Raw genomic sequence first — 19,886 nt, 5'->3', positions numbered from 1 at the left:
ATCATGTCGCTGATAACGCTTGATGATGTTACAAAGATTTATCCGAAAGGCACACGGCCGGCACTGGATGACATCACGCTGCATATCGACCGTGGCGATTTCGTATTTCTTGTGGGCGCGTCAGGTTCCGGCAAAACGACGTTGCTGAGCCTGCTGTTGCGTGAGGAGGAGGCGACCGACGGGGAGATTCGCGTCGCGGGCAATGACCTGCGTCGTTTGACGAATCGGCAGGTCCCGCAGTACCGCCGTTCCATCGGCTTTGTGTTCCAGGATTACAAGCTGTTGAACAACAAGACGGTCTGGCAGAATGTCGCGTTCGCGCTTGAGGTGATTGGCACGAGCCGCTCAACCATCAGGACGTTGGTGCCCAAGGTGCTTCAGACGGTCGGGCTTTCCGGCAAGGAGAAGAACTATCCGCATGAGCTGTCCGGCGGCGAGCAGCAGCGCGTGGCTATCGCGCGTGCGTATGTGAACCATCCGCAGATCCTGCTTGCCGACGAGCCTACCGGCAACTTGGATCCGACGACATCGCTCGGCATCATGGAAGTCCTTGATGCAATCAACCGCACCGGCACGACCATCGTGATGGCCACGCATAACGAGGAAATCGTCAACTCGATGCGCAAACGCGTCGTCGAGTTGCATAACGGCAAGATTGTGCGCGACGAGCAGCATGGTTCATATGATTCAGCCTTGTATTTCCCTGATCGTGATGTCGAATCGAAAGCTTCAAACGCGAACGCGGTGCGGACGTCTGAGGGCCAGGACGAAGTGTCCGGGCGGCAGGCCGGAACTTCCGATGCCATGGCGGTCGAAGCTAGTGCTGACGATCCTGATGCGAAGTTCCGTCCTCAGCGTTCCGCGTCACCGCAGGCTTCGGCGACGCTTGGTGTCGCCCAATCACTGATGGCTTCGGAGAACGGCGATGAGGGTATCGCCCGACTCGCCCATTCGGTTCATTCCGGGCGCACAGGCCGATATGGCGAGGTCTTCCAGTCCGTGGAAACCACGATGACCTGGGGCAAGGGTCTGAGTGCAGAGGATATCGCCGCGAAGCGCGAGCATGAGGAAGCGTATGCCAAGCGGCACGGCACGAATGTTGAGACATCCGGGCCACACAGCCACGAAGGTCAGCCCTCGGATGAGCAGGCTGTACAACCGCAACAGGGGGGTGCATACAACAGCCGGGTGGCGCCTCCCGCCCCGCCATCGCCTCCTGCCCCGCCGATGCCGCCCGCCGTTGATGGCGAAGCAGCTACACAACGAGTAGATGGGACGCAAGCCACGAGCGAAACGCAAGACACCAGCGACGCACAAAACACGAATGATGCGGATGGGAAGGAAAGTCAGCAGTCATGAGATTACGGTTCATTCTTTCCGAGACATGGACGAGTCTGCGTCGCAACGTACCGATGATCCTGTCGGTCATGCTGGTCACGTTCATCTCCTTCCTGTTCATCGGCGCCTCTGTGCTGATGCAGGCGCAGATTACCAAGGCGAAAGGCGACTGGTACGACAAAGTCGAGGTCGTGGTCTGGCTGTGTCCTGACGGCACGAGCCAATCAGCGAACTGCTCGTCCGGCAAGGCTCCTACGGACAGCGAGGTCGTGGATATCGAGGAGAAGATTCAGGATGAGCTTGGATCCGTGGTTTCCAAAGTCACGTATGTCAGCCGTGAAGAGTTCTATAAGAACACCTTCCTCAAGCAGTATCCGAACGGCGTATATCAGGGCAGGACGCTGACTGCGGCGGATATGCAGGCATCGTTGAGGCTCAAGCTTACCGATCCGACCAAATACCAGCAGGTTTCAGAAGTGCTGTCGGGCGTGAGCGGGGTTGAGGAAGTCCAGGATCAGCGGCAGATCTTCGATCCGGTGTTCAATGTGCTGAACAAGGCGACGGTGGTGACGGTGGTCCTCGCAGGTGTCATGATTGTGGTCGCCGTGCTGCTCACTGGCACGACCATACGTATGAGCGCCGCATCGAGGAAGAACGAGACCGAGATTATGCGGCTGGTCGGTGCGTCGAACTGGACGATTCGTCTGCCGTTCATCCTTGAAGGCATGACAGCATCCATGATCGGCTCACTGCTGGCGGTCGGCGCATTGAGCGGAATTGTACAGATTTTCATTACCGATGGAATCGCGCAAACCGTTCAGTGGATGCCGTTCATCACGCAGAAAACCGTATGGCTTGCGGCGCCGGCACTCGTCATCGGCGCGATGGTGTTGTCCGCGCTTTCGTCCGCTGTGTCGTTGCGACGCTACCTCAAAGTGTAAGGAAAGTGCGCGGTGCCTATGGGATGTGCAGGCATGTCCGAATGCCGAGAGAACTCGTCTCGGTCGGCGGTCAGCGCCATTCTTGCCGCCGCAGCGTCGTTCAAGCTCGTCTTGAATTTTGGTATTGAGATGCTCCAGGTATACACGTCGATGGCAGATACGCGACGGGGGTATTCCCATTGACCATTGAGCATCGTTATGTACAATGTGCGATACACCACAAGAAAGGCTGTGATATGAAGCGCACGAAAAAGATCGACGCCATTGTGGGCGCACTGATCGCATCGCTCACTTTTATCGCTGCAGGCACTGCAAGCATGATCGCGCCGCCGCAGCCGGCGCAGGCGGTTACGATGCAGCAGTACAAGGCAAAGCTCCAAAGCCAGAGTGATCTCAAAGCCAAACTGGCGGGTGTCAGCGCGCAGTTGGCGAATCAGATCCTGCAACTTAACGATCTGAACCAGAACCAGATCCCCGCCGCGCAGCAGGCGTTGGAAGACGCGCAGAACAGCGCGCAACAGGCGCAATCCCAAGCGCAGGCTGCGCAGGAGAGGCTTGAGGCCGCTCAGCAGGACAAGGCAAACTTGCAGGAGCAAATCAAGCAGACCGGCGCGAACTATGACGATGCGAAGGAAGCAGTCGCCCAGATGGCGCGTGAAAGCTTCCGCGGCACCACTGCCTCGGAAGTGATGAATGTGGTGACCAATTCCACGACGACCGAGGATTTCGTCAACAAGATGCAGGCCGATGCCGCAGTCACGCGAACCGAAAGCAATGCTGCAAGCGACGCCGCGACGCAGCTGAGCACTGCGAAGAACCGCGAGCAGCGGCTTGCGGCAATCGAGGATGAAATCACCACGCTCAAGCAGAAGTACGACACGCAGGCGGCCGCGGCCCAGAAGGCCGTGGAAACTGCCCAAGCCAAGCAGTCCGAGCTGAATGATCTGTTGGCTCAGGGCAATGCCGAGCGTGCCTCGTTGGAAAGCCAGAAAAGCCAGCTGACTTCGCAGTCGGCGAAGGAGGCTGCCGAGATCGTCGCGATGGAGTCGGAGATCACTTCCTGGTCCAGCAACTATTCAAATCAGCAGGTATCACCTTCCAACGGCGGTGCGCAGTATACCGGCAAGAAGCCTTCGTCGGGTTCCAGTTCCAAGGGACCAAGCGGCTCGACTGCGTCAAGACCGAGTGCTCCGAGCAATTCGAATTCGTCGAATACTTCGCATAATTCAAATAATTCAGGTAGTTCGGGCGGTTCCGGCGCCTCAGGTATGAATTATGGCGTGCCGGGAAGTTGCCCTGCCGGCTCTTCATTCTGCTACGGGCATCGCACAGGCAACATCGGCAACGGCAACACTTATCCGGCGCGGAACTGCACCCTGTGGGCGTATATTCGCCGTTCGCAGTTGAGCCTGCCGGTGGGTTCGTATATGGGCAACGGTGCCGACTGGGCGGGTACCGCGCGTTCGCTGGGATATTTGGTGAACAACACGCCACATGTCGGAGCGGTGATGGTATTCGCTCGCGGGCAGCGTGTGACACGTTGGTATGCGAATGCGGCGTACGGTCATGTCGCCGTAGTCGAGCGCGTGAACTCTGATGGTTCGGTGCTGGTTTCCGAAGGCGGCACCGGGTTCGCGACATTCCCCGCGTATGAGACGATTTCGAACGCCGGGAGCTATCAGTACATTCATTACTGATCCGAACCGCTGGGCTGAACCACTGGACTGCTGAGCCGTCCTTTGGCTGACGGGCTGGGTCTTTCGCCCTCTCAAAATGGCGGGAGCGTGTTGCTTGATGCGACGCACTCCCGCCATTCCTATACGCGGAGTCGATGGCGCGGCTGTGTGCGGTTTCCGGCGAGGTAGGAGGGAAGAACGGAAGAGAAGAGAAGAAGAGAAATCGTTCGCGTTGATTGTGAGTGGCGACTCGCAATCAAACTGTGGAATCGTGAAACGTCCCACGATTGTTGTCCTCTTCGCGTTGATTGTGAGTGACTGTTCACAACCTGAGCAGACCTGGGCGGTTGTTCTTGACAAAATGATCTCCGGTTACTGATGTTTGTGAGTGACTGCTCACAAACAAGGCGAATGACACTGTCCCGGAGAAGATTTCCTGCCATTGTTCGGCTGATTGTGAGTCGCCGTTCACAACCTTGGACGATTGCGCGTTGTATCTACTGTCATCCGCACTCGTTGCATCATTGTTTGTGAGTGGCGACTCACAAACAAAATAGTGGAGTGCGTGAATAGGGACGCTGACGAGGTCACGGCCGTTTGATTGTGAGTGATGACTCACAATCTTGTTGTTGAATCGATTGATGATGGTAATCGTGGTGGGAGTTGACGGAGCCACGGCTCACGATTGTGAGTGGTGACTCCGAGCTTGATTCGTGAAATCGGGAGATAGACATGTGATTGACACAGAAAATCACCCGTTGTGAGTGGCGACTCGCAATCGACGTTTTTCTGCGGTGGCATAAGAGACTGATGCGATGCTGGCGGCTGGTTGTGATTGGCGGCTCACAACGATTGTTGATCAGATGTTGGGTGGTGGATGTCGGCGGTTGTTTTGCCATTGATTGTGAGCGGCGGCTCACAATCTGTGATGTAGTGCGGCAATTACGAAGAGATGCGTGTATCCCGCCATTGCTGGTTGTGAGTGGGACACACAGTCAATGCCGGAACTGTCTTGTGAGAGAGATCTGCAGTCCTATTGTCGTTGATTGTGAGTGGGGACTCACTAGGTCTCAGCAGGAAATTGTCGGTAACGAATATGTGGCATGGAACCGCTGCTGATTGTGAGTGGCGGCTCACAATCGGTGGGTTGATGGTGGGTGAGGGGTTTGCGGGATCAGGAGTATGTAGCTGATTGTGAGTGTCGACTCACAATCAGCGGTTTGGGGATAGCCCGGTTACTGTTGGGCGGTTCGGATAGTTGCTGGTTGTGGGTGGGGACTCACAATCGGTTGGATGATGGGCGCAAAGGGTATGCGACGATAAGGGGTCGCCGCCGGTGGGTAGTGGTGACTCACAATCAATCGACTGTTTCGGTTGGAGAAGAGGATCGGAAGATGGTGCAGGGGAAGATGGTGCAGGGGAGAAGCAGCAGAGAAAGGTGGTGCATGGAAAGAGGTGCGCTGAGCGGCGGGACGGACACAGATGCCGGACTCTATACGGGCGTGTGCGACTTCGTGTACAATGGTTGGTTCGACAGGCAGCGTGGCGGGCACCGCATACGTTCTCGCTCATCGTAGGGTGATGGACGACGCGACGATCCCGCACATCATCGGGGCATCCAAGACGAGAGCGTGCCCCAGGGACATGAGGAACGAGGACGGAATGGCGAAAGAACAGGGGACTGTGATGATTGCGCAGAACCGCAAGGCGCGGCACGACTATAGCATCGAGGACACGTACGAGGCTGGACTGGTGCTCACGGGAACCGAGGTCAAGTCGCTGCGCGAGGGACGCGCGTCGCTCGCTGAAGCATTCGTCAGTATTGATAGGCGTGGCGAGATGTGGCTTGAGGCTGCAAATATCCCGGAATATCTCAACGGCACGTGGAACAATCACGCCCCGAAGCGCAAGCGTAAATTGCTGCTGCATGCTGCGCAGATTGAGAAGCTGCAGCGTCAGACCCAGGCGAAAGGCTATACGATCATTCCGCTGAGCCTGTATTTCAAGGACGGCAGGGTCAAAGCAGAAATCGCGCTCGCACGAGGCAAGAAGGAGTACGACAAGCGTCAGGCTTTGCGTGAGGAGCAGGACAAGCGCGAGGCGTTGCGCATCATGCGCTATAAGAACAAGCAGGTGATCTGAGCGTTATCGTTGCGCTGGTCTGCGAAGATGGTTGATGGCGCGGGCATTCAATGTTGGCCGTCTTGCTGCGGAATCGTGACACCGTCGTCCACAATCGTGCCCGCATATCGAGACTCCCCGTTGCAAGCCTACACTGCACGGTTACGGTGAAGTGTAACGTCGCCGTAGCATGGCGGGCTTATTCTGCGGCTATCGGCGAGGACGGGGCATCCGCCCGGGTGCCCATGCCGATGGCGCGGCCGCTAGGCTCTTGCGTCCGGAACAGAGAGAGGGTTCAGCCATGTCAGTCATGTCTTATTTTCGCCACGCTGGAAGCCAAACCGCAAGCATGCTGAAACGTTTCGGCGCCGCCGCTTGCTGTGTTGCCATGCTCGCCGGCGCTGCTGCATGCGGTACGAGCGATGCATCGGATACGAAGTCCGGCTCCGGTTCGTCGCCAAGCTCGTCCACGGCCGGTTACGATGTCTCCGGTGTGAAGAAGGACGCCTCGATTGCGGCGTTGCTGCCTGATTCGGTGACCAAGGACGGCAAGCTCACCGTCGGCATGGATACGTCGTACGCGCCGGCCGAGTTCCTCGCGGAGGATGGCAAGACTCCGGTCGGATATGACGTTGACATCGTCAAAGCGATGGCGAATATCTTCGGTTTGAAGGCGGACCCGGTGACCGCGAATTTCGATTCGATCATTCCGTCGGTCGGCAGCAAGTACGATATCGGCGTGTCGTCGTTCACGGTGACGAATGAGCGTCTTGATTCCGTTGATTTCGTGACGTTCTACAAGGCGGGTTCCACGTGGGTGACCAAGAAGGGTAACCCTGAGAAGGTGGATACTTCGGACCTGTGCGGCAAGAAGATTGCCGTGCAGACCGGTACCACGCAGGAGGAGTCGGTCGCCGAGATTTCCAAGCAGTGCAAGGCGAATGGCAAGCAGCCGGTGGACGTGCTTTCGAGCAAGTTGCAGACCGATGTGACGACGAATGTGGTGACTGGCAAGGCGGTCGCGTTCTATGCGGATACCCCAGTGGCCGGCTATGCGATCTCGCAGACCGGCGACCAGCTTGCCACGCTCGGTGAAGATGAGGGTGTCGCCCCGGAGGGCGCAGCCATCAAGAAGGGTGATTCCGCCACCGACGAGGCGGTGCAGAAGGCCCTGCAGAAGCTCATGGATGACGGCACGTACGGGAAGATCCTCAAGCATTGGGGTGCCGAGGGCGGTGCCGTGACCAAGGCGGAAATCAACCCCAAGGTCGAGGACTGAGCTGCGCGTCTCGTCCGGGCGTGTTGCCTACGCGCCCGCAGGGTATCCATGGTATGCCGGTCGTGTCGCGGATGACGCCTGTTGCGTCCCGGCACGACCGGCGTGTCTTTTTCGTGCCGCAGTCTGCGGCATAGTATATTATGCGAAGCAATGCATAGATATGCATGTTGGAATGGCAGACAGTCTGACCACATGCATGAAGAGAGGAACATATGTCATTCAAGGCTTTCAAGACCGCGCTCGCCTGCACGCTGAGCGCCGCCATGTTGCTCGGTGCCGCCGCATGCGGTACCACCGATGAAGCGACGTCCGGCTCCGGTTCTTCGTCGAGTTCGTCCACGACCGGTTACGATGTCTCCGGCATCAAGAAGGACGCGTCCATCGCTGCCATGCTGCCTGATTCGGTGACCAAGGACGGCAAGCTCACCGTTGGCATGGAGCTCACGTATGCTCCGGCTGAATTCCTTAAGGAAGACGGCAAGACTCCGGTCGGCTACGACGTCGACCTGTCCAACGCGCTGGGCAAGGTGTTCGGCCTGGACACTCAGATCATCTCCGCTTCCTTCGACTCAATCGTCCCGTCGGTCGGTAGCAAGTACGATCTTGGCATCACCTCGCTGACCATCACCAAGGAGCGTATGGACGCGGTCAACTTCGTCAGCTACTACAAGGCTGGCGCCACATGGGTGGTCAAGAAGGGCAACCCGCAGAAGGTCGATACCTCTGACCTGTGCGGCAAGAAGATCGCAGTGCAGACCGGTACGGTCGAGGAGGAGGACGCCAACAAGGCGGCCAAGCAGTGCAAGACCGACGGCAAGAAGACCATCGAGGTGCTCTCCAGCAAGCTGCAGACCGATGCGGCAACCAATGTGGTGACCGGCAAGGCCGATGTCTTCTATGCGGATTCCCCGGTCGCGGGTTATGCGATTTCCCAGACCGACGGCCAGCTTCAGGCGCTCGGCAAGGACGAGGGCTCGGTCAAGCAGGGCATCGCCATCGCGAAGAACGACGACCAGACCACCAAGGCCGTGCAGAAGGCCGTGCAGAAGCTTATGGACGACGGCACATACATGAAGATCTTGAAGCACTGGGGCGTGCAGTCCGGCGCTTTGGACAAGGCGGAGATCAACCCGACCGATTTGAGCTGACCAGCTGGCCAGCTGGTATCAGTTGGTATCAGTGGGTGTCAGTTGACATCAGCGGAAGAGACATGCTGATACGCCCGTCGGTCATGCGACGTAAGCCGCATAGCCGGCGGGCACACTCATTGGGGAATCATCGTTGGGGAATCAATCGTGACTGATACAACAGCCTGACCATGCGGCGTGCGGCACTGATTTGTGATATTGGGATACGGACATTATCTTGACTGTGTCGCAGGGCGTGGCGACAATAAAGTTCACAAGGTGTTCACGCTGATGGTGTGAACTGGGCAACGAACCGACAACAGGAGATGGCGCAAACCATGGCGAAGAAACAAGTCGACGGCGAAGGTCTGGACATACCCGACCGTATCCACGCGTTGCCCGTGAAGCGTACCGGCCCAGTGGTCGCCGCTGTGATTGTGGCGCTGCTTGCGGCGATGCTCGTGCAGGGGCTGGTCACCAACCCGCGGTTCGAGTGGAACATCGTATGGAAATACCTGTTCAACGAGAACGTGCTCGAAGGCATCGGTTATACCCTGCTGCTCACGGTGATTTCCATGGTCGTCGCAATCATCCTGTCGGTGATTCTGGCGATTATGCGCAAGTCCATCAACCCGGTGCTGCGCGGGGTCAGCTGGTTCTTCATCTGGTTCTTCCGCGGCACACCTGTGTACACGCAGCTCGTGTTCTGGGGCCTGTTCTCCGTGCTGGTGCCCAAGCTGTCGCTCGGCATCCCGTTCACGTCGGTGACCTTCTGGAGCATCGACTCGTCCACGATCATCACCGCGTTCAACGCGGCGTGGATTGGACTCGCGCTCAACGAGGCGGCCTACTTGTCCGAAATCGTACGTGCCGGTCTTGAAGCCGTGGACCCGGGGCAAACCGAAGCGGCGAAGGCGCTCGGCATGAAACGCTCGTTGATTATGCGGCGCATCATCCTGCCGCAAGCTATGCGCATCATCATCCCGCCGACCGGCAATGAGACCATCGGCATGCTCAAGACCACGTCGTTGGTACTCGCCGTGCCGTTCACGCTGGAACTCCAGTTCGCCACCAACGCCATTGCGAACCGCATCTACAAGCCGATTCCGTTGCTTCTGGTCGCCTGCATCTGGTACCTGCTGATTACTTCCATCCTCATGGTCATCCAGTCCCGTCTCGAAAAGCATTTCGGCAAGGGCTTCGAAGCCCGATCCATCGTGGCCGAAGATAATGGCGATCAGCAGCTGGACGGCCCGGTCGCCGTCAGTGAGACGAAGAAAGACCGCATCGCCCGCGGCAACAACGTGAAGATGATCGGGCTCAACGCGTGAGCGTGAGGGAGGAAACAGACATGAGCGACCAGACAGCAACCGATACCGCGTTCCCGCAGCAGACCTCTTCGCAGCAACACGACGAGTTGACGACGCAACACACCACGCCGGCGGTCGAGGCGATCGGTGTGCACAAGGCTTTTGGGCACCTCCATGTGCTCAAAGGCATCGACATGACCGTCATGCCGGGCACTGTGACGGTGATTCTCGGTCCGTCCGGCTCGGGCAAGTCGACCTTCCTGCGGCTGATCAACCAGCTGGAGACCCTGACCGGCGGCGAAATCCGCGTGGACGGCGAGATGATTGGCTTCAAGAAAGTTGAGCATAAGGGCAAGGAAGTGCTCCAGACCCTGAACGACAAGGAGATCGCGGCACAGCGATCCAAACTCGGCATGGTTTTCCAGCGGTTCAATCTCTTCCCGCATATGACGGCGTTGGAGAACGTTATGGAAGCGCCGGTCCATGTGAAGCATATGGGCAAGAGTGAGGCGCGTGAACTGGCGGTCGCCGAGTTGCAGCGCGTCGGACTCGGCCAGCGGCTTGACTATTACCCGTCCCAGTTGTCCGGCGGCCAGCAGCAGCGCGTGGCCATCGCCCGTGCTCTCGCGATGAAGCCTGAAATCATGCTCTTCGACGAGCCGACATCCGCGCTTGACCCCGAATTGGTGGGCGAGGTGCTGAGCGTCATGCGTCAGCTCGCCGACGAAGGCATGACCATGATTGTGGTCACTCATGAGATCGGGTTCGCCCGTGAGGTCGCCGACCAGGTGGTGTTCATGGACGGCGGTGTGGTGGTTGAGCATGGTGGTCCTGAGATTATCGACCATCCGAGCGAGCCGCGTTTCAAGGATTTCCTCCAGCACGTGCTGTGACACGGGTTGTCGCGAAGGAAAACGGTATGCGAATGATTTATTGCAATGATGCATGGCGTCATGGTGGTTGTGCCGCATTGGCGATGTACCTTGCGATTATCGTTGGCGTTTGCGGTCTGTCTACAAGAATCACTGATAGCCGGTGCGATGATGCGTTTTTGTCGTCGGTTTCCGTGAGCGTTGGCGTCTTGTTGGGCGAATGCCCCAAGTGGTTTCCATGGTGCATGGTCTGACGCAAGTCAGCTAGCACAAGGGGCGGGGCTGCGGGCGCTGAGCGTCGTATGCTCGGAAACTTGCTGAACAAAACGGGTTCATGGAACGAAACGTGAGTACTCAGTTGGCGTGTTGCAGCGGCGATTGAGCATTCACGTAACCGTGGTCTTGCGGGTGCAACGGGATGCGCGCGTAGAGCGTCCACGTCTCGTCCTCGCTGTTGAATCGCAGCTCGCCGCCCAGCGATTCGATGATGCCGCGGTGGAGCACCAATCCACTTTGGGATTGTGGCAGAGCGCCGTCATGGCTGGCCGAAGCCTGGGCAACTTTTGGCGACTGCTGGTCTGTGCCGCTACCACGTGTGCACTTTGGTGTCAGCGCGTTCGTCTGCATGAGTGACATGTTGTCGTCATCGTAGCTGATGGTGAGCATGGGCGCGCTGTCAGGGGACGCGTGCCGCAGCAGATTCGTGAAGATCTCCCCGATGAGGGTCACCGCCTCGTCGCCTGACCGTGTGCAGGCGGGAGATGATATCTGCCCTGACGTATGCACATCGACATGCATATGGTGCGGGGCCAGCAGATGCTGCCCCTGCTCGATCGCGATGCCGATGCGCTGCGGTAGCGGAAGGTTGTGTAAAGCGCCATCCAGATGATCCTCAGGGCGTTCGTCCGAGGCGTTCATGGTCCTGATGACCGAGCGGATACTGGCAAGGGCGCTCTCGCTGAGCTGCCGGACGGTCCGCCAATCCTCGTCTGACGCATCCGCCGTCTTGCCGGCCGTGTCCAACGTGTCAATATGCTGTTGCGCGAGCAGGAATATACTCGACAGGCTTGCCGTGACCGCGTCATGGGTCATTTGCGCGAATCTGGTGACTTCCCGCTGATGTGCCTGCTGTGTTTGCAACAGCTCCAGCTCGGCGTCGCGGTGCCGTTGCCGATCGTCGATGGCGATGGTGCGGATGGACGCGCACATCACATACGTGACGATGTACAAGGCGAGCAGCACGAAGAAGGAGAGCGCGTCCCCCTGCGAGAGCGCTTCGCGGGGGTCGAAAGCCAGCAGCAAGGTGACGATCGAAGCGACAAGACTCCAGATTGACCATCGGGTGGGTGTCGAATACGCGAGCGTACCTATGGCCAGCGGCGTAAGCATATGAATGATCGAACCGGCATCCGAGAGTGATATTCCGGGAGTGAACATCAGCAGTAGTACCACGGCGAATGAGACGATGGACATCGGTACCGGTGCGAAGGCGATGCCCAGCGGGCAGCAGCAGGCGATGATACAAGCCACCCATTGCACCGGGGTCTTCGCAGGGAAGAACGCCAGCACTGCAATCATGAGTATCGTGGTCACCAAGCAAAGGGCGACGTGCAGTTTATGGTGGCGCAATCGTTGCGGAATGACGGTTGTGATGGTGTTGCTGATTACAGTCCGATGGTTTTCGTCCATAACGCCACCGCCTCCCGTTTGCTGGCCACGCCCATCTTGCGCGACGCGCGTGTGATGTAGGTGTTGATGGTCGACGGGCTAACGTCGAGCACCTGCGCGATATCGGCGTTGCTATATCCGTGCGAACACATGGTGAGCACCTGCTTTTCCTGCTGACTCAGCGAGAGGATGTACGGCAGGCCTTCCTGCCGGATGCGCAGATGCGCCCGCCCCGGTGCCTCGAAGGGCGGTCGGACGGCGAGAGCGCCGGTGTCCGCGACCTCCATGATGATGCTTTTGAGGGCCGACAGCTCGTTCTTGCCGATAACCGCCTGCATGCCGGCGTCGGCGGCATCATGGTAGAACTGGGTCGGCTCGTATGAAGTGATGCCGAGTATCGGCATCGTGCCGTTGGTGTAGCGGATGGCTCGGCTCATATCGACGCCCGACAGGCCGCGCATCGAGATGTCGGTGATGAACAGGTCCGGCAGATCGCGGATGCCGGATTCGCATTGTCGGTAGTGGTCGAAGGCGTCCGAGCCGTTATATTCGGTCCAGGTGATGGCGACGCGCGGCCACGCGGACATGATCTCGCGCAGCATCTTCAGCGCCAGGATGTCGTTGTCGACGAGCACGACCTGCACGGTGCCCGTCGTCTGGTCGCTGCCGGTCGCGGATGGTGTCTGCTGTTGGCTCATGGTGGTGCCTGGCTCCGTGCTTGTTCGAATACGGTATTCATACACCAGCATAGCTCTGTGTCGGCGCCGCCGGATTGGCGTCAAACGATGGGTTTCATGGAAACCGTTCCGCAGGATATTCCAAAAACAGCGCCAATATGTGAGACGCGCAATCATGATTTGCTTGGGAGATGAGGCGCTGTATCGGCGGAAAGTCAACGAAAAACGGGTAATCGTGCCGCAAAGCCATGTTTGGCGCGAGTGCCAGTATCGCGACCGTGTAGGTATTTGCACGACAAGGATTTGCTTGCGGATTCCTCCCTGCCGATAATGGCTACGTTTCGATTCTGCACGAAGGAGCACAGAATGCGGCTACATCATCCGAAAACCGGTACGAACCGGAACATGGGCCGCAACACTGTGTCCGTCTCCGTGGCTGTTCTGCTCGCGCTCGTCATGCTGGCGGCCGGCGTGTGCGGCGGGTTTCTGCTCACCCGTGAGCCCCAACCTACCGCGTTCGAGTCGACTACGCGCGCGGGCACACTTGCCGTGCGATCGGAACCATATGATGACGAGCGTTCCGTCACCGTCACGGTGGAACGCAGTGAATCCGGTTCCGTAGCCGCTCCGGTTGGGGGAGTGGTTACGGAGTTGAGACAGTGCGCGGCCGGAAGCAACATCGAATCAGGCTCCGCGTTCATTGCCATTGACGGACAACTCCAACTCGCCCTGTATCTCAGGACTCCACCGTATCGGACGATGACCAGTGGCATGAAGGGCGGTGATATCGCGGCGCTCAATGCGGAGCTCAGACGGCTCGGATATGCGGCTCCGGATTCGGACGTGATGACGTGGGATACGGTGAAAGCCTTCAATGCGCTTGCCACAACCGCCGGGACGCAGGGAACCACGCAAGAGCGCCAGTGGAGCATCGATACGTCGTTGTTCGCATGGTTGCCCCAACAGCAGGTGACTGTCAAGGAGTGCCAAGCCCGATATGGCGGGCAGGTCGAGCAGGGAGCCGATGTGCTGACGACTACCAGCCAACCGGTCCGTGCGACGTTCCGACGCAATGATTCCTCGATGGTGCAAGGTGATCGGGTCATGGAAGTCAACGGTGCGACGTTCACCATCACCGATCAGACAGCAGACAGCACTGACGCCTCCCTGCTCTCAGCCATCGGTGCGAGCAACGAATACCGTGCCGCCCAACAGCCGACAGCCTCCGGGCAGGCTTCCGATACCGGAGGGGCCCAAAGCGACACGGGACAAGACACCGCTCCGAACACCATCAACGTTACATATCGCTGGAAGCTCGCCAAAGCGCTGAACGTGGTCTCGGTGCCGCCGGCGGCGATGTACGATGTCTCCGCGGATTCGGCATGCGTGGTTTCGCGCGGCAAGCCGGTCGCCGTCCATGTGGTCGCCTCCCAGCTTGGCAAATCGATGGTCAGCGTGCAATCCGGCGCATCCCTGACTTCCGTCGATGTTCCCGCCAGCACAGGCAAGGCGTGCCGATGAGCGGGCAAGACCGGCTCGAGTCCATACGACCCGCGGTTGCAGGATTGGCGGGAACCAGTACAGTTCAGGACAATTCCGGTGATGAGCAGTCTGCCCATGTCAAGCTCGACGATGTCGGGCACAGCTTCGACGGGGACGACTGGCTGTTCAGACATATCACCATGACGCTGTATCCCCGGCGCGTTTATGCGCTGGTCGGTCCTTCCGGCTCGGGCAAATCCACGCTATTGTCCATCATTGCCGGTTGGCAGCAACCGGTTCAAGGCGAGGTGTCGCGGGTTTCATGTGGCAGAGTGTGTTGGGTGTTGCAGAATCCTCATGGCGTTGCGCGCAGAAAGGTTATCGACCATGTGGCACTGCCATACATCTCGCGGGGAGAACGTCGAGGCGAAGCAGAGGAACATGCCATGGCGTTGTTGCGTGTATTCGGACTCGATCATCTTGCCGACAAACAGTTCCGTGATCTGTCCGGTGGTGAAGCGCAGCGGCTGATGTTGGCACGCGCGGTCGCTTCCCATGCGGGATTGCTTCTCGTGGACGAACCGACAGCACAACTTGATTTGGCGACTGCGGCGAGCGTGAACCGAACCTTGCACGGGTTGTCGATATCAGGGGCGATTGTCGTGGTCGCCACACATGATCCGCGCACCCGCGACGCGTGCACGGACATCATCGATTTGAGGGACTACCAGTGAGCCGGGAACAAGATACCGTTGCGCCTGCCATTGACCGGGATACGGCTGCGACAGGGCGTATGCGTCTGCGTGGTGTCGTGGACGAAGCATGGCGGGATATCGTGTCCGGAACCTCGCATGCGTTCATGCTTATGTTGATTCTCGCCGCGTTGGTCGGCGGGTTGTCTGCTGCCGACCTGTTCAGCATTCGGTCAATAGCGCAGCAGGTTGACCGGTATATCGCATCGGGCGCGTCGACGTACGTCATCGAGTTCAAAGGCAGGATTAGCGGTGAAGCATGCGAACGGTTGTCCAGTGTGGACGGGGTGCTCGCATCCGGCGCGTTACGGTCGAAGAACGACAAGGTCACATCCGCCGTCCTGCCATCTGCGAGTATTCCTTCGCTTGATGCCACGACCGGGGCGCTTGGTGTCTTTGCTTCTTCGACCCGTTCCGGCACTGTTACGTTGTCTACCAGGGATTACGATGGCATCTGGCTCTCCTCCCAGGCAGCGCAGTCTGTGAACGCTTCCGCCGGAAGCAAACTCGCATTGCATGCCGGTGGCAGTGTACGGATCGCCGGCGTATTCCAGTATCCGGACGACGGTAGGTCATCCAATTACCAATATGTGGCGCTCAGCCAGGTTCCGGTTGATGCAAACGATTTCGACCAGTGCGTGGTGAAGACCTGGCCGGTTCCGGATGCCCTGCAGGCATTGTTGCAATCCACGGTATCCTCATGGCCTTCGGATGCTTCGCAGCAACCAACGATCAGCCAATTGAATGCGACGCAAGGCTCGAAGTTGGATGCCGTCAAGGCGTTCCGGGAGAGACAGAGTGCACTGGCTCCACTCGTGATGCTGGTCATTGCGTTCTTCATCGGATTCGCCGTTGTCCGTGTCAGGCGGCTCGAACTTGCATCCGCCATGCATTGCGGCGAACCCAAGACCGCGCTCTGGCTGCAGATGCTGCTCGAGGCGTTGGTCTGGTGCTGTTCGGCGATACTGGTGACGCTGCCATTGACGATCTGGGCGATTACCCATATGGATACGGGGATCATCATTGCCTCACCGACGCTTGTTGGTATTCTTTCCAGAGTTCCAGCGGCGGCCCTTGCGGGTGTGTTGGCCGGTGTCACGCTTGCGATGCTGGTCACTCGCGAACGTGACCTGTTCAGATATTTTAAGAATCGATGACCGGAAGCTGGGATTTGTAGTGTTTTTAACGACAAGGATTTGCATCGTGCGATGAAGTGCGAAACAATGCAATCGTGACGTCAATGAGGCATCGCCTAAGAGGCACAAGATAGAAAAGGGGTTTCAACGATGAGAATGATGACAATGATGCAAGGGCATTGGTATGCGTATGAGTGATTGGTCCGGGATGTTGACTCATACCGTTGCTCGTATTCGAAATGTGTTTTTGATTTTCGGCGTCATCGTGGCATGCCTCTTGTGCATCGCCTGCGGCTCGGGACATCAGAACGCGACCCCAGCCCCATCGCAAAGCACTGCGAAGGCCGAGAATGGACATGTGTTCAAAGGTCCATACGCTCGAAAATTCGCAGACACGTACAACAGCCTTCAGACCGGTTTTGCCCGGGGACTCATAGAGGATGGCAAGATCAGCGAGAAGGACATCAATGCTTTGGAATTCAAAGTCGAGGGTTGCGTAGATGCCCAAGCTCAAAGCGAAGATGATTTCATCACCTTCATTTGGGAGGAAGGCACGACGACACCGACTCCATACCATGGTGCGAATGCGAAGAGGATGAACAAGATTGCGAAGCAATGCATGGAACGTTACGACGGGTATAAGATCAACGATCTGTCCCACTACGTATACGTCCATGAACATCCCGATGATAACGATCAATCCAAATGATAAATAACCGCGAAGGCGGGCTTGCGCTACGGGACTCGCGGCACAAGCGCACCTTCCGACTCTGCGAAACGAAAGAATCACCACTCCGAGAAGTGAAATCATGAAAAAGACCAACAATAGGGGGAACCGTCACACCGCTGTGACAGTCATGGTATGCGCCATGGCGTGCTGTGCAACATTGCTTTCGGGCTGTGCGGGCGGAGGACATACCGCTCCGTCCACTGGCACCGCGACAAGTGCATCGAGTAGCGCCACTGCGAAGGACGGTACCGTCTTCACCGGATACTACGCGCAACAAATCAAACGCACCTACGATGATGCACACCAGTCCCTGACCAAGAAGATACTGAAGGACAGCAAAATCACCGACGAAGAGTTCAACGAACTCAGCGAGCATTTCAGCGATTGCGCGAAACAGCAAGGCGTCGATGTCACTTTTGACTCGCAAGGCGGCATGCAAACCACGTATCCCGCCGGAATGAGCCAAAGCGATGGCGATTCCGCTGTCGCCCAATGCGACGAGGACAATGATTTCACCAGCATGAGCATTCTGCACGACAGCATGAAAAGCAATCCCAAGAACGAGGATCCAGCGGTACCGTTGCTCCAATGCCTGAAGAAAAACGGGCTCGCCGAACAATCCATGACGGTGGATGATTACAAGGCGATCGTCAGCGACGAGAACAAGGACAAGGACGTATTCGGCAAGTATTTCGACGAATCCGCCCCAGGGTATGATGCCGCGAAGGCGAAACTGTACGAAGCGTGCCAAACGAATTCGTGATGTGCATTCCAAGCGCCGATTGGCCGGTTATGTGAAAGTGACTTTCGCCATCGGCGCTTGACATAATCGTCCGATACACTGGTGTGCTATGTGCGGAATCGTAGGATATGCAGGCGGCATGACCGCATGCGGCAAACCATTGGAAGTATGCATGCAAGGCCTGGGCAGGCTGGAATACCGTGGATATGATTCCGCGGGCGTCGCACTTGCCGCACCTGGCATGAATCTCGTAGCCGTTCGCAAGAAGGCAGGTCGCCTGGACAATCTCAAAGCCGACCTCAAGCGTTCGCCTCTTCCGGACGCAACGGTCGGCATCGGACATACGCGGTGGGCCACGAACGGCGAGCCCAGCGACACCAACGCGCATCCGCATGTGAGCGCGGACGGGAAAATCGCCATCATCCACAATGGCATCATCGAAAACGCATCACAGCTGAAAATGGATCTGCAATCCGAAGGGTACGTGTTCTCCTCCGGCACTGATACCGAAGTCGCCGCGAAGCTGCTCGGCAAGGTCGCCAACATCATCATCAAGGAAACCGGCAAACCCGACCTGTTTGAAGCGTTGCGGCGCGTGGCCCGTATGCTGACCGGCGCGTTCACCATCCTCGCCGTGGACTGCCGCCAGACGGATATCGTCGTCGGCGCGCGCCATGATTCTCCGCTGGTCGTCGGCCTAGGCAAGGGGGAGAACTTCCTCGGCTCGGATGTCGCCGCGTTCGTCGCCTACACCAAGCAGGCCATGGAAATCGGGCAGGACCAGGCCGTGTGCATCAGCGGCGACCAGGTGATCGTCACCGATTTCAACGGCAATCCGGTGAAGGATTCCAAGCGTTTCACCGTCGATTGGGACGCTTCCGCGGCGGAAAAGGGTGGCTGGCCCTCGTTCATGGACAAGGAGATTCACGAGGACCCGGAGGCCGTGGCCAATACGCTGCTCGGCCGCTTTGACGACCAGGGCGATATCGTGCTCGACGAAGTGCATATCGGGCTGGACGTGTTCCGCCAGGTCGACAAGATCATCGTCGTGGCGTGCGGCACGGCAAGCTATGCGGGCATGGTCGCCAAATACGCGATCGAGCATTGGGTGCGCATCCCGGTCGAGGTGGAGCTTGCGCACGAATTCCGCTACCGCGACCCGATTCTGACCCCGCGTACGCTGGTCGTCGCGATCTCGCAGTCCGGCGAGACGATGGACACGCTGATGGCCTTGCGGCACGCCCGTGAGCAGGGGTCGCGGGTACTGGCGATCTGCAATACACAAGGCGCGAGCATCCCGCGTGAATCCGACGCCGTGCTGTACACGCATGCGGGCCCGGAGATCGCGGTCGCCTCCACCAAGGCCTTCGTCGCGCAGATCGTCGCCGCCTATCTGCTGGGCTTGTATCTGGCGCAGGTGAAGGGCACGATGTACCGCGACGAGATCAGGCACATCCTCGAGCAGCTCAAGGACATGCCGCAGAAGATCCAGTGGGTGCTGGACAACCAGGCGGGCAATGTCGAGCAGGCCGCCAAGCAGATGGTCAATGCACATTCCTTCCTATTCCTCGGCCGTCATGTGGGCTATCCGGTCGCGCTGGAAGGCGCGCTGAAACTCAAGGAAATCGCCTACACCTTCACCGAGGGCTTCGCCGCGGGCGAGCTCAAGCATGGCCCGATCGCGCTGGTGGACGCGGGTGAGCCGGTCGTCGTGATCGTGCCGTCGGCTCGCGGGCGCAACATTCTGCACAACAAGGTGATTTCCGGCATCGAGGAAGTCAAGGCGCGTGGCGCGTACACCATCGCTGTTGCCGAACTGGGCGACCCGGATGTCGAACAGTACGCGGATGTCGTCTTCTGGCGGCCGGTATGCCCCACGCTGCTCAGCCCGCTCGTGGACGTGGTGCCGTTGCAGCTGTTCGCCATGGATATGGCCACGCTCAAGGGCTATGACGTTGACAAGCCGCGTAATCTCGCGAAATCCGTGACCGTCGAGTGATGTCGCACATACCCGCGGCGACTCGCAGCGTCGGGG

16 protein-coding genes are annotated in these 19,886 nt (G+C 58.4%); 14 read left to right on the top strand and 2 right to left on the bottom strand.

What is annotated here, in order from left to right:
• Positions 1-3: 3 nt before the first annotated feature.
• The 8 genes from ftsE to CQR48_RS06260 all read left to right on the top strand — a co-directional run bounded on the left by ftsE (position 4) and on the right by CQR48_RS06260 (position 10,685).
• Positions 4-1,359 carry a cell division ATP-binding protein FtsE gene (gene ftsE, locus CQR48_RS06295; RefSeq protein WP_101452377.1) on the top strand — a complete coding sequence of 452 codons (1,356 nt, stop codon included), beginning with the start codon at positions 4-6 and terminating at the stop codon, positions 1,357-1,359.
• Entirely contained in the window at positions 1,356-2,279 is a 924-nt protein-coding gene (ftsX, locus tag CQR48_RS06290; RefSeq protein WP_101452376.1) for a permease-like cell division protein FtsX, read from the top strand. The genes ftsE and ftsX overlap by 4 nt, the downstream gene beginning before the upstream one ends.
• A 236-nt stretch (positions 2,280-2,515) precedes the next feature.
• Positions 2,516-3,976: a CHAP domain-containing protein gene (locus CQR48_RS06285; RefSeq protein ID WP_101452375.1), complete on the top strand. Its 1,461-nt coding sequence runs from the start codon at positions 2,516-2,518 to the stop codon at positions 3,974-3,976.
• Between the two features lie 1,641 nt (positions 3,977-5,617).
• On the top strand, positions 5,618-6,097 hold the full coding sequence (gene smpB, locus CQR48_RS06280; protein WP_015450789.1) for an SsrA-binding protein SmpB: 480 nt from the start codon (positions 5,618-5,620) through the stop codon (positions 6,095-6,097).
• A gap of 328 nt (positions 6,098-6,425) precedes the next feature.
• Positions 6,426-7,355, top strand: coding sequence for an ABC transporter substrate-binding protein (locus CQR48_RS06275; protein ID WP_101452374.1), 930 nt, complete (start codon positions 6,426-6,428; stop codon positions 7,353-7,355).
• Positions 7,356-7,567: 212 nt separating this feature from the next.
• Positions 7,568-8,503 carry an ABC transporter substrate-binding protein gene (locus CQR48_RS06270; RefSeq protein WP_015450787.1) on the top strand — a complete coding sequence of 312 codons (936 nt, stop codon included), beginning with the start codon at positions 7,568-7,570 and terminating at the stop codon, positions 8,501-8,503.
• 317 nt (positions 8,504-8,820) lie between these two features.
• The gene (locus CQR48_RS06265; protein WP_015450786.1) at positions 8,821-9,813 is read left to right on the top strand and encodes an amino acid ABC transporter permease; all 993 of its coding nucleotides are present in this window, start codon (positions 8,821-8,823) and stop codon (positions 9,811-9,813) included.
• A 20-nt stretch (positions 9,814-9,833) separates the two neighbouring features.
• Positions 9,834-10,685 carry an amino acid ABC transporter ATP-binding protein gene (locus CQR48_RS06260; protein WP_244898957.1) on the top strand — a complete coding sequence of 284 codons (852 nt, stop codon included), beginning with the start codon at positions 9,834-9,836 and terminating at the stop codon, positions 10,683-10,685.
• 333 nt (positions 10,686-11,018) lie between these two features.
• Here the strand turns inward: CQR48_RS06260 and CQR48_RS06255 are convergent, their stop codons facing one another.
• Both CQR48_RS06255 and CQR48_RS06250 read right to left on the bottom strand, forming a co-directional pair.
• On the bottom strand, positions 11,019-12,353 hold the full coding sequence (locus CQR48_RS06255; RefSeq protein WP_101452373.1) for a sensor histidine kinase: 1,335 nt from the start codon (positions 12,351-12,353) through the stop codon (positions 11,019-11,021).
• Positions 12,329-13,030, bottom strand: a complete 702-nt coding sequence (locus tag CQR48_RS06250) for a response regulator transcription factor (protein WP_229089154.1) — start codon at positions 13,028-13,030, stop codon at positions 12,329-12,331. Before CQR48_RS06250 ends, CQR48_RS06255 begins: the two co-directional genes overlap by 25 nt.
• A 384-nt stretch (positions 13,031-13,414) precedes the next feature.
• On the opposite strand from CQR48_RS06250, the gene CQR48_RS06245 reads away from it, so the two are divergent.
• From CQR48_RS06245 to glmS, 6 genes are all read left to right on the top strand, one after another.
• Positions 13,415-14,530, top strand: a complete 1,116-nt coding sequence (locus CQR48_RS06245; protein WP_244898956.1) for a hypothetical protein — start codon at positions 13,415-13,417, stop codon at positions 14,528-14,530.
• A complete protein-coding gene (locus CQR48_RS06240) occupies positions 14,527-15,225 on the top strand; it encodes an ATP-binding cassette domain-containing protein (protein ID WP_101452371.1) in 699 nt (232 codons plus the stop codon). The genes CQR48_RS06245 and CQR48_RS06240 overlap by 4 nt, the downstream gene beginning before the upstream one ends.
• Positions 15,222-16,400 (top strand): hypothetical protein, encoded by a 1,179-nt coding sequence (locus CQR48_RS06235; protein WP_033491901.1) that lies wholly within the window; start codon positions 15,222-15,224, stop codon positions 16,398-16,400. The genes CQR48_RS06240 and CQR48_RS06235 overlap by 4 nt, the downstream gene beginning before the upstream one ends.
• A 169-nt stretch (positions 16,401-16,569) precedes the next feature.
• On the top strand, positions 16,570-17,088 hold the full coding sequence (locus CQR48_RS06230; protein WP_238552114.1) for a hypothetical protein: 519 nt from the start codon (positions 16,570-16,572) through the stop codon (positions 17,086-17,088).
• Positions 17,089-17,248: 160 nt separating this feature from the next.
• Entirely contained in the window at positions 17,249-17,872 is a 624-nt protein-coding gene (locus CQR48_RS06225; protein WP_015450777.1) for a hypothetical protein, read from the top strand.
• Positions 17,873-17,960: 88 nt separating this feature from the next.
• Entirely contained in the window at positions 17,961-19,850 is a 1,890-nt protein-coding gene (gene glmS, locus CQR48_RS06220) for a glutamine--fructose-6-phosphate transaminase (isomerizing) (RefSeq protein ID WP_101452370.1), read from the top strand.
• The last annotated feature ends 36 nt before the right edge of the window (positions 19,851-19,886 follow it).

Source organism: Bifidobacterium thermophilum (genome assembly GCF_002846655.1).
Lineage (GTDB): Bacteria > Actinomycetota > Actinomycetes > Actinomycetales > Bifidobacteriaceae > Bifidobacterium > Bifidobacterium thermophilum.
This window is presented reverse-complemented; position numbering and strand designations above follow the sequence as displayed.